The 8818-nt window shown below is 64.0% G+C and carries 8 protein-coding genes and 1 pseudogene; 8 read left to right on the plus strand and 1 reads right to left on the minus strand.

Annotation, left to right across the window (positions count from 1 at the left end; translation table 11 throughout):
* The 6 genes and pseudogenes from ABR948_RS25530 to ABR948_RS25555 form a co-directional block, all read left to right on the plus strand.
* Positions 1 to 357, plus strand: a 357-nt coding sequence (locus tag ABR948_RS25530) for a hypothetical protein (protein WP_428123283.1), incomplete at its 5' end; no start/stop codon positions are given.
* Between the two features lie 9 nt (positions 358 to 366).
* Positions 367 to 866: pseudogene (locus tag ABR948_RS25535) on the plus strand (molybdenum cofactor biosynthesis protein MoaE).
* A gap of 13 nt (positions 867 to 879) precedes the next feature.
* The gene (prmB, locus tag ABR948_RS25540; RefSeq protein WP_428123284.1) at positions 880 to 1842 is read left to right on the plus strand and encodes a 50S ribosomal protein L3 N(5)-glutamine methyltransferase; all 963 of its coding nucleotides are present in this window, start codon (positions 880 to 882) and stop codon (positions 1840 to 1842) included.
* Between the two features lie 151 nt (positions 1843 to 1993).
* Entirely contained in the window at positions 1994 to 3340 is a 1347-nt protein-coding gene (aptA, locus tag ABR948_RS25545) for an omega-aminotransferase AptA (protein WP_428123285.1), read from the plus strand.
* Positions 3341 to 3538: 198 nt separating this feature from the next.
* Positions 3539 to 5014 carry an EAL domain-containing protein gene (locus tag ABR948_RS25550; protein ID WP_428123286.1) on the plus strand — a complete coding sequence of 492 codons (1476 nt, stop codon included), beginning with the start codon at positions 3539 to 3541 and terminating at the stop codon, positions 5012 to 5014.
* Between the two features lie 15 nt (positions 5015 to 5029).
* Positions 5030 to 5884 carry a TIGR01459 family HAD-type hydrolase gene (locus ABR948_RS25555; RefSeq protein WP_428123287.1) on the plus strand — a complete coding sequence of 285 codons (855 nt, stop codon included), beginning with the start codon at positions 5030 to 5032 and terminating at the stop codon, positions 5882 to 5884.
* Positions 5885 to 5925: 41 nt separating this feature from the next.
* Here the strand turns inward: ABR948_RS25555 and ABR948_RS25560 are convergent, their stop codons facing one another.
* Positions 5926 to 6321 (minus strand): response regulator, encoded by a 396-nt coding sequence (locus tag ABR948_RS25560; RefSeq protein WP_213742677.1) that lies wholly within the window; start codon positions 6319 to 6321, stop codon positions 5926 to 5928.
* Positions 6322 to 6558: 237 nt separating this feature from the next.
* Here ABR948_RS25560 and ABR948_RS25565 point away from each other — a divergent pair, with 237 nt between their 5' ends.
* Together ABR948_RS25565 and ABR948_RS25570 are read left to right on the plus strand one after the other, a co-directional pair.
* Positions 6559 to 7536 carry a bifunctional riboflavin kinase/FAD synthetase gene (locus tag ABR948_RS25565; RefSeq protein ID WP_428123289.1) on the plus strand — a complete coding sequence of 326 codons (978 nt, stop codon included), beginning with the start codon at positions 6559 to 6561 and terminating at the stop codon, positions 7534 to 7536.
* 267 nt (positions 7537 to 7803) lie between these two features.
* Positions 7804 to 8818, plus strand: a 1015-nt coding sequence (locus ABR948_RS25570) for a class I tRNA ligase family protein (protein WP_428123290.1), incomplete at its 3' end; no start/stop codon positions are given.

The following is an 8818-nucleotide window of genomic DNA, read 5'->3' on the forward strand; positions in this document are numbered from 1 at the left end:
CTGGGCATGACGGTCGGCGACAAGGATGTGGACCCCGAGCGTACGCAGCCGTCGTTGGCCATCGCATATGAGCCCGCGCTGGTCGACGATCCGGCCGAACTCGAACGAAACCCCAGGCCTCCTCACTCGCTGGGCAATCCCCAGGTCGAATCTCGCAAACCGGTCAAATTTGCTGGGATCAGTGGGATTCTGCTGAATGGCCGCTGCGACGGTGAGCGGCGGTTCCTGCAATATATGGCCGTGACCGAGGACAGGAAGTTGATCACCATGGTCTATGACGCCCCGGCGTCCCGTTTCGATGGATTGAAGCCCGCCGTCGAGGCGATCGCCAGCAGCGTGGCCCTCCGGCGAAACTAGAATGATCCCATGACCGCCAATTTGACCATCCGCATCCAGGAAGCCGATTTCGATGTCGCGCAGGAAATCGCCGCGCTGACCAAAGGCCGCACCGACATCGGCGCGGTCGTGAGTTTCAGCGGCATTTGCCGGGGCAGCGAAAATGATTCAGCGGCATTTGCCGGGGCAGCGAAAATGACGAGGCGATCGCGGCGCTGACGCTCGAGCATTATCCGGATATGGCCGAAGCCGAAATCGCGCGGCATGCCGAGACCGCTCTGTCGCGCTGGCCGCTGACCGGCCTGACCGTGATTCATCGCGTCGGCCGCATCGTCCCCGGCGAAAATATCGTGCTGGTGCTGACCGCATCGGCGCACCGGCAGGCGGCGTTTCAAGCCGCGGAGTTCTTGATGGATTACCTGAAGGCCAACGCGCCGTTCTGGAAGCGTGAGGAAAGTGCCGGCGGAACCAGCTGGGTCGAGGCCCGCCATCACGACGACGATGCCGCCGCGCGCTGGACCAAATCCTGATGGTCAAATCCTGATGGCAAAGCGCGCGAAACCGGCCGCCAAGCGCGGCCGCGCCGCATCGAAAGGCGTGAGCGTCGCAGCCGGCGAATTGCTGACGCTGCTCGATTTCGTCCGCTATGCGGTGAGCCGCTTTAGGGAGGCGAAATTGACCTTCGCCCACGGCACCACCGATCCGGTGGCCGAGGCGGCATTTTTGGTGTGCGAAACCCTGCATCTTCATCCCGACCAGTTCGAGACGTTTGCCACGGCGCGGGTCACGGCCGCCGAAGCCAAACAGATTCTCGATGTGGTGGCGCGCCGCGTCACCACGCGCAAGCCCGCCGCCTATCTGGTCAACAAAATCTACATGCGCGGCCTGCCGTTCTATGTCGACGAGCGCGTGATCGTGCCGCGCTCCTTCATCGGCGAACTCCTGGACTCTCATTTCAGCGGGAGCGACGAGGCAGGCGGCTCGCTGATCGACGATCCCGGTTCGGTACACAACGTGCTCGACCTCTGCACCGGCTCAGGCTGTCTGGCCATTCTGGCCGCGCACGCGTTTCCGCAGGCCAGTGTCGACGCCGTCGATATCTCCGCGGATGCGCTCGATGTCGCCGCGCGCAACGTCGCTGACCATGGTCTTGAAGACCGGGTGAGCTTGCATCGGGGCGACTTGTTCCGGCCGCTCGGTGACAGGCGCTACGACCTGATCATTTCCAATCCGCCCTATGTCGATGCGCAGGGCATGGCGGACCTGCCGCGCGAATGCCGCGCCGAGCCCAAGCTCGCCTTCGACGGCGGCCCCGACGGGATCGATATCGTGCGCCGCATCCTGGACCAGGCCGGGGCGCACCTGACGCCGCAGGGCGGGCTGTTATGCGAGATCGGCCGCTGCCGGGGCGCGCTCGAGACGGCCTATCCGCAGACCGATTTTCTCTGGCTCGATACCGAGGAATCCGACGGCGAAGTGTTCTGGATCGGCGCCGGCGGTTTGTGAGACCGGCCACACCCCGCAAGCCCGTCCTCAAACCGCCTGATTGAGCGCAAATATAGCGGTGTATTGGCGTTCCCGTCGCGCAACGAAGCTGCTAGCTTCCCGCGAAAGTCGCCAGATCCCAAAAACTTGCCAAAACTTGAAGAGGCCCCCCATGCTGGACAAGAGCCCAACCCCCGCCGCCGTCAATGTGCCCAACGACCTAGCCGCGCACTGGATGCCATTTACCGCCAACCGGGCCTTCAAGAAGGCGCCGAGGCTGCTCGCCGGCGCCAAGGGTATGCATTATTTTACCGTCGACGGCCGCAAGATCATCGACGCCGCCTCGGGCATGTGGTGCACCAATGCCGGCCATGGCCGCACCCAGATTTCGACGGCGATCGCCAGGCAGGCCGAGGCGCTGGATTATGCGCCGCCGTTCCAATTCGGCATCCCGCAGGCCTTTGAACTCGCCAGCCGCATCGCCGATCTCGCGCCGGCCGGGCTCGACCACGTTTTCTTCTGCAATTCCGGCTCGGAGGCCGCCGATACCGCGCTCAAGATCGCGCTGGCCTTTCACCAGATCCAGGGCCAGGGCAGCCGTATCAGGCTGATCGGCCGCGAGCGCGGCTATCACGGGGTCGGCTTCGGCGGCACTTCCGTGGGCGGCATCGTCGGCAACCGCAAGATGTTCGGAACCCTGCTGACCGGCGTCGATCATCTGCCCCACACCTATGACCGCGAGAAGCAGGCTTTCTCCAAAGGCGAGCCGGAATATGGCGCGCATTTCGCCGACGAACTGGAGCGCCTGGTCAACCTGCATGGCGCCAACACCATCGCCGCCGTCATCGTCGAACCGATGGCGGGATCGACCGGCGTGCTGCCGGCGCCGAAGGGCTATCTCAAGCGGCTGCGCGAGATCACCCAGAAGCACGGCATTCTCCTGATTTTCGACGAGGTCATCACCGGCTTCGGCCGGCTTGGCTATGCCTTTGCCGCGGAACGTTACGGCGTGCTGCCGGACATGATCACCTTCGCCAAGGGCATCACCAACGGGGCGGCGCCGATGGGCGGCGTGATCGTGCGCGACACCATCCACGACGCCTTCATGAGCGGCCCGGAGCATGTCGTCGAGCTGGCCCATGGCTATACCTATTCGGCGCATCCCTTGGCCTGCGCCGCCGGCCTCGCCACGCTCGATATCTACCGCGACGAAAAGCTGTTCGAGCGCGCGCTCGCGCTCGAGCCCAAATTCGCCGACGCCGTGATGTCGCTGAAGGGCGAGCCCAACGTGCTGGACATCCGCACCATCGGGCTGACGGCGGGTATCGACCTCGCCTCGCGCCCCGACCTGCCGGGCAAGCGCGGCTTCGACGGGCTCAACAGCGCGTTCCACGACAACGACCTGATGCTGCGCGTCGCCGGCGATACCCTGGCGCTGACCCCGCCTTTGATCGTCAGCGAAGACGAAATCGGCGAGATCGTCGAAAAGGTGGCCAAGGTGATCCGCGCGGTCGCGTAGCGCGCCCCTTCCACCTTCCCCGCTCTCGGGGTCGAGACGGGCGAAGCTCGCTCTTGGAGGGAAACGAACGGCAACAAGTTCCCGGCGGACGAAAAAGAACAACAATCGTCCGCCGAATCAGCAATGGTGCTAGCATCGGAGGCCATGCGCACCTGGCGCGAGGGCGGACACCGGTTCTGGAGGGGACGTTTGCGTTAAATGATCCGCATTTCCACGATTTTTATCGCCATTTGCATGGTGCTGCTCGCCGCGTCGCTCGGCCTGGTGCTGTATTCGGTTGCCGGTATCAGCGGGTCGGAATCCGCGATCGTCGCGCTCACCGCGCTGACCTTCCTGATCCTCTATAATGCCGTGTCGATGCGGCTGCGCGACCGTACCGATGTCGGCAGCCAGATCGCGGATTTGTCGCGCGGCACCGCCGACCTGGCCCGTCAGGTCGCCGAATTTGGCCGCCGGCTGGCCGCGGTCGAAGGTCGGGTGGTATCGGCCAATTCCGCCGGCGCGGACCGTATCCAGGCGGTGGTCGGCGAAATCAACGAACTCGGTACGCTGGTCAAGCAGCTCGCGGCCTCCGTCGCCAGCCATGACGACATGCTGGCTTCGGGCGTGGCGGCCGTGGCAGCTGCAAGCAAGCCGGACCCTGAACCGCCAAAAGTCCCGGAACCGCCAAAAGGGATGTCGCTCGCCGCGGAAGACACCGGCATGGCGCCCACCGCGATGGCGCCTGCCGTCGTCGCCGAGAAGCCCGCGGCCTCCCGCAGCGAGGCACAAATCCTCGCCACGGTCAGGAACGCGGTCGAGCAAAACCGGATCGACATCTATCTGCAGCCGATGGTGACCCTGCCGCAACGCAAGGTGCGCTTCTACGAAGCGGTTACCCGGCTGCGCGACGACCGTGACGAGATCATCACCGCCGACCATTTCGTCGGGATCGCGGAAGCCGCCGGGCTGATCGGGCGGATCGACCACATGGTGATGCTGCGCTGCGTGCAGGTGCTGCGCCGGCTGATGGTGCGCAACAAGGAAGTCGGCGTGTTCTGCAATGTCGCCGCGGCGACGCTCGGCGATCCCGCCACCTTCGCGCAATGCCTGGACTTCCTCGAAGCCAATCGCGCGCTGGCGTCGTCCTTTGTGCTCGAATTCAAGCAGGCGACGTTTCGCCGTCTCGGTCCGATCGAGACCGAGCATCTGGCGGCGCTGGCGCAGCGCGGCTACCGTTTCTCGATCGATCACGTCACCGACCTGCGGATCGAGCCGCGCGAACTGGCCGACCGCGGTGTCCGCTTCATCAAGGTGCCCGCCGCGCTGCTGCTCGATCCGAGGCAAGCCTCGACATCGGATATTCACGCCTCGGACCTTTCGGATCTGCTCGGCCGCTTCGGCATCGACCTGATCGCGGAGCGGATCGAGGGCGAGCGCGCCGTGGTCGATCTGCTCGACTATGACGTGCGGTTCGGACAGGGGTTTCTGTTTGCGCCGCCCCGGCCGTTGCGGCCCGAGGGAGCATCTGCTACCGGCGGGGCTTCACCGAACAAGGCGCAAGAATCCAATGGCGCATCCAATGCCCCATCCAATGGCTCCGGCAAAGCTGCTGCTTTCGAGGGTCCGGCCGTCGAACCGCAGCGGACGACCGGCAATGCCGCGCTGGCGCGGCGCGCGGTCGGCCCGGGCTGACCGGCAAGCCCGGTCATGACGACGCTGCAGTTTGCCGAGAGGCTGCGCGACCTCGTCGGCGGCGTGGATGTCGTGCTCAGCGATATCTGGGGCGTGGTTCACAACGGTCTCGTTGCCTTTCCCGAAGCCTGCGAAGCCCTGCACAGCTTTCGCGCCCAGGGCGGCACCGTGATCCTGATCACCAATGCACCGCGGGCGGCGGATTCGGTGCAGCGGCAACTGCGCAAGCTCGGCATCGCCGACGATAGCTATGACGCCATTGTCAGTTCAGGCGATCTGACCCGGCATTACGTCGCCGACCGTCCCGGCCAGAAAATGTTCTGGCTCGGCCCGGAGCGCGACAATTCGATCTACCGCGGACTTGATCCGGTGCTGGCACCGCTGGAGCAGGCCGATTACATCGTCTGCACCGGCCTGTTCGACGACGAAACCGAATCGGCGGAAAACTATCGGGCGATGATGCTGCAGGCCCGCGAGCACCAGCTGCCGCTGGTCTGCGCCAACCCCGACATCGTGGTCGAACGCGGCGACCGCCTGATCTATTGCGCGGGCGCCATCGCCGAACTCTATCGCGAACTCGGCGGCGAGGTGATCTTTTACGGCAAGCCGCACCGGCCGATCTACGAGCGCGCCATCGCGCTCGCCACCGAGCGCCGCGGCCACGCGACCCCGCTCGACCGCGTGCTGGCGATCGGGGATTCCGTGCGAACGGATCTCGCCGGCGCCCACGGCTTCGGGATCGATTGCCTGTTCGTGACCCGCGGCATCCATGCCGAAGACTTCGAGGGCATCGATCAGCTCGACCCCGCCTCGGTCAAGGAATTGTTTGGCCATCCGCCCCGCGCGCTGACGCGGGAATTGCGCTGGTAGCTGTTCTCCCCCGCTGTTGCGGGGTGAAGTGCCCGGGAACCTTACGCGTTCGCGAGGTCCGGAAATACCGCCTCGATCTTGGTCTTCAGCGTGGCGGCATTGAACGGCTTGACGATGTAATTGTTCACGCCGGCCTTCTTGGCGGCGATCACGTTTTCGGTCTTGGATTCGGCCGTGATCATGATGAACGGCGTAGTGGCGAGGTTGGGGTCGGCGCGCACTTCCCGGAGCAGGTCGTAGCCGGTCATCGGCTCCATGTTCCAGTCGGAAATCACCAGGCCATATTTCTTGCCGCGCATCTTGTTCAGCGCCGCCGATCCGTCGCTGGCATCGTCGATATTCTCGAAGCCAAGCTGCTTGAGCAGATTTCTGATGATGCGAATCATGGTGTTGTAGTCATCCACCACCAGAACCGACATCGACAAATCAACCGCCATCTTGGATCTCCCGCACGACACTTAACGCCGTAAACCATCAACACGCTGCACGGGGCCAAAATACCCCCGCAGTCCGCCTGAATTACTAGCATCAGGCGTTAAACAGCCCGTTAACCGACCGCTGCCGGACGCCGACCCTGCGCCCGCAAGCGTGCCAAATCGGGCCCGGCTTGACTTCGCGGGCAGCCCCAAGTCACGGTCCCGCACCACCTTGATCGAGCTGAAGAACCCTGCGAAATGGCGCCTGACTTTATTGTTATCCGCGATACCACTGCCGCGGCCGCGATCCCCAAGGGAATGGTGGTGGCACTGGGTAATTTCGACGGCGTCCATCTCGGCCACCGCGCCGTGATCGAGGCCGCGCTCCAGATGGGCCGCTCGCACGGCCGGCCGGCGCTGGCGGTGACTTTTGAGCCCCACCCGCGCAGCTTTTTCAGCCCCAATACCCCCCAGTTCCGGCTCACCGACGAGGCCGGAAAGCTGCGGCTCCTGGCCGGAACCGGGCTGGCCGGTGCCGTGGTAATGACCTTCGACAAGAACCGGGCCGGGACCACGGCGCAAGATTTCATTCACCATGATCTGATCGAGCGGCTCGGGATCAGCGGTATCGCCGTCGGCTATGACTTTCATTTCGGCAAGGGCCGGGTCGGGTCGCCGAGCCTGTTGGTCAGTGAAGCGCCCCGGCTCGGCATCGAGGTCGACGTCCAGGCCCATATCGACATCGCGGAGCGGCCGGTCTCCTCCAGCGCGATCCGTATGGCGCTGGCCGAGGGGCAGATCGAGGATGCCACCGCGATGCTGGGCGGCCCCTGGTTCGTGGCCGGCGAGGTGATCCATGGCGAGAAACGCGGCCGCGATCTCGGCTATCCCACCGCCAATATCCGCCTCGACAAGAATTGCGGGCTCAAGCACGGCATCTATGCGGTGCGGGTGGGCCGGGGTGCCGAGCGCTTCGACGGCGTCGCCAGTTTCGGCCGCCGTCCGACCTTCGACAATGGCGCGCCGCTGCTGGAAGTCTTCTTGTTTGATTTCAAAGGCGATCTCTACGGAAACCGGCTGGACGTCGCCTTCATCGGCTTCATTCGCGACGAATTGAAGTTCGACAGCATCGATGCGCTGATCCGCCAGATGGATGACGACAGCGCCCGCGCCCGGGCCGCCCTGGCGGCTGTGCCCGACGCTTTTCCGAAACTGGGGAATATCTCGCCGGTTTAAGGTTTGAGCCTCGGCGGGTGGGCCTTTCAGGGGGAGCCTTTCAGGGGAAGCCTTTCAGGGGAAGCCTTGGGCAGACCCGCAGGCAGGCGGCGGGGCTTTGCGATCCGGCGGCTGGCTGCTATGGAAACCAGCATGTTTGCACGGCGCACCATCAGCATTAGCGGCCCGGCTTCCGCCTGAGTTTCGGCTCGGCGCAAGACCGGGATATCCCCTAATTCGCCCGCGATGTCAGCGTTTCAGCGCCCTTTGAGCCAAACCAGAGCCCTCATGTCCGAAAAGCCGCAAAAGTCCGACGCCCCAGACTATTCCAAAACCCTGTTCCTGCCGCAGACGGAATTCCCGATGCGCGCCGGCCTGCCGCAGCGCGAGCCGGAAATCCTCAAGCGCTGGAACGAGATCGGCCTCTATGGCCGGCTGCGCCAGCAAGCCGCCGGCCGGGCCAAATTCGTGCTGCATGACGGCCCGCCTTACGCCAACGGCAACATCCATATCGGGCACTCCCTCAACAAGATCCTGAAGGACGTGGTGACCAAGAGCCAGCAGATGCTCGGCTTCGATTCCAACTACGTGCCGGGCTGGGACTGCCATGGGCTCCCGATCGAATGGAAGATCGAGGAGGAGAACTACCGCTCCAAGGGCCGGCAGAAGCCGGATTTTCGCGACTCCGCGGCGATGGTGGCGTTTCGCAAGGAATGCCGCGCCTATGCCGCGCATTGGCTCGACGTGCAGCGCGAGGAATTCAAGCGGCTCGGTATCATCGGCGACTGGGACCACCCCTACGCGACCATGGATTATTTCGCCGAAGCCCAGATCGCGCGCGAGCAGATGAAATTCGCCGCCAACGGCACGCTGTATCGCGGCTCCAAGCCTGTGATGTGGAGCGTGGTGGAGAAAACGGCGCTGGCGGAAGCCGAGGTGGAATACGAAGACTACACCTCGGATATGGTGTGGGTGAAGTTTCGCATCGACGCCTATATGGGCGCTCCTGGAACTGTACGCGATGTCGTTGGCGCGTCTGTCGTGATCTGGACCACGACCCCTTGGACGTTGCCAGGCAACCGAGCCATCAGCTATTCGCCGAAGATCACTTACGGTCTCTATGAAGTCACCGAGGCTCCCGACCAGAATTGGGCCAAGAAGGGCGACAAGCTCGTTCTCGCGGACAAGCTGGCTGCCGAAGTGATGAAAACGGCAAAGGTCATTGCCTTCGTCAGAAAGCAGGATGTCGATCCCTACCATATCGACCATGCCTCGCATCCTCTGAAAGGCAAGGGATACGATT

The sequence above is a fragment of the Bradyrhizobium sp. genome, from assembly GCF_050014615.1.
In the GTDB taxonomy this organism is placed as follows: Bacteria; Pseudomonadota; Alphaproteobacteria; order Rhizobiales; family Xanthobacteraceae; genus Bradyrhizobium.

Excerpts from the sequence above, each read along its gene's own strand:
- prmB (WP_428123284.1), top strand. The coding sequence starts at position 880 with ATGGCAAAGCGCGCGAAACCGGCCGCCAAGCGCGGCCGCGCCGCATCG.
- aptA (WP_428123285.1), top strand. The coding sequence starts at position 1,994 with ATGCTGGACAAGAGCCCAACCCCCGCCGCCGTCAATGTGCCCAACGAC.
- ABR948_RS25550 (WP_428123286.1), top strand. The coding sequence starts at position 3,539 with ATGATCCGCATTTCCACGATTTTTATCGCCATTTGCATGGTGCTGCTC.
- ABR948_RS25555 (WP_428123287.1), top strand. The coding sequence starts at position 5,030 with ATGACGACGCTGCAGTTTGCCGAGAGGCTGCGCGACCTCGTCGGCGGC.
- ABR948_RS25560 (WP_213742677.1), bottom strand. The coding sequence starts at position 6,321 with ATGGCGGTTGATTTGTCGATGTCGGTTCTGGTGGTGGATGACTACAAC.
- ABR948_RS25565 (WP_428123289.1), top strand. The coding sequence starts at position 6,559 with ATGGCGCCTGACTTTATTGTTATCCGCGATACCACTGCCGCGGCCGCG.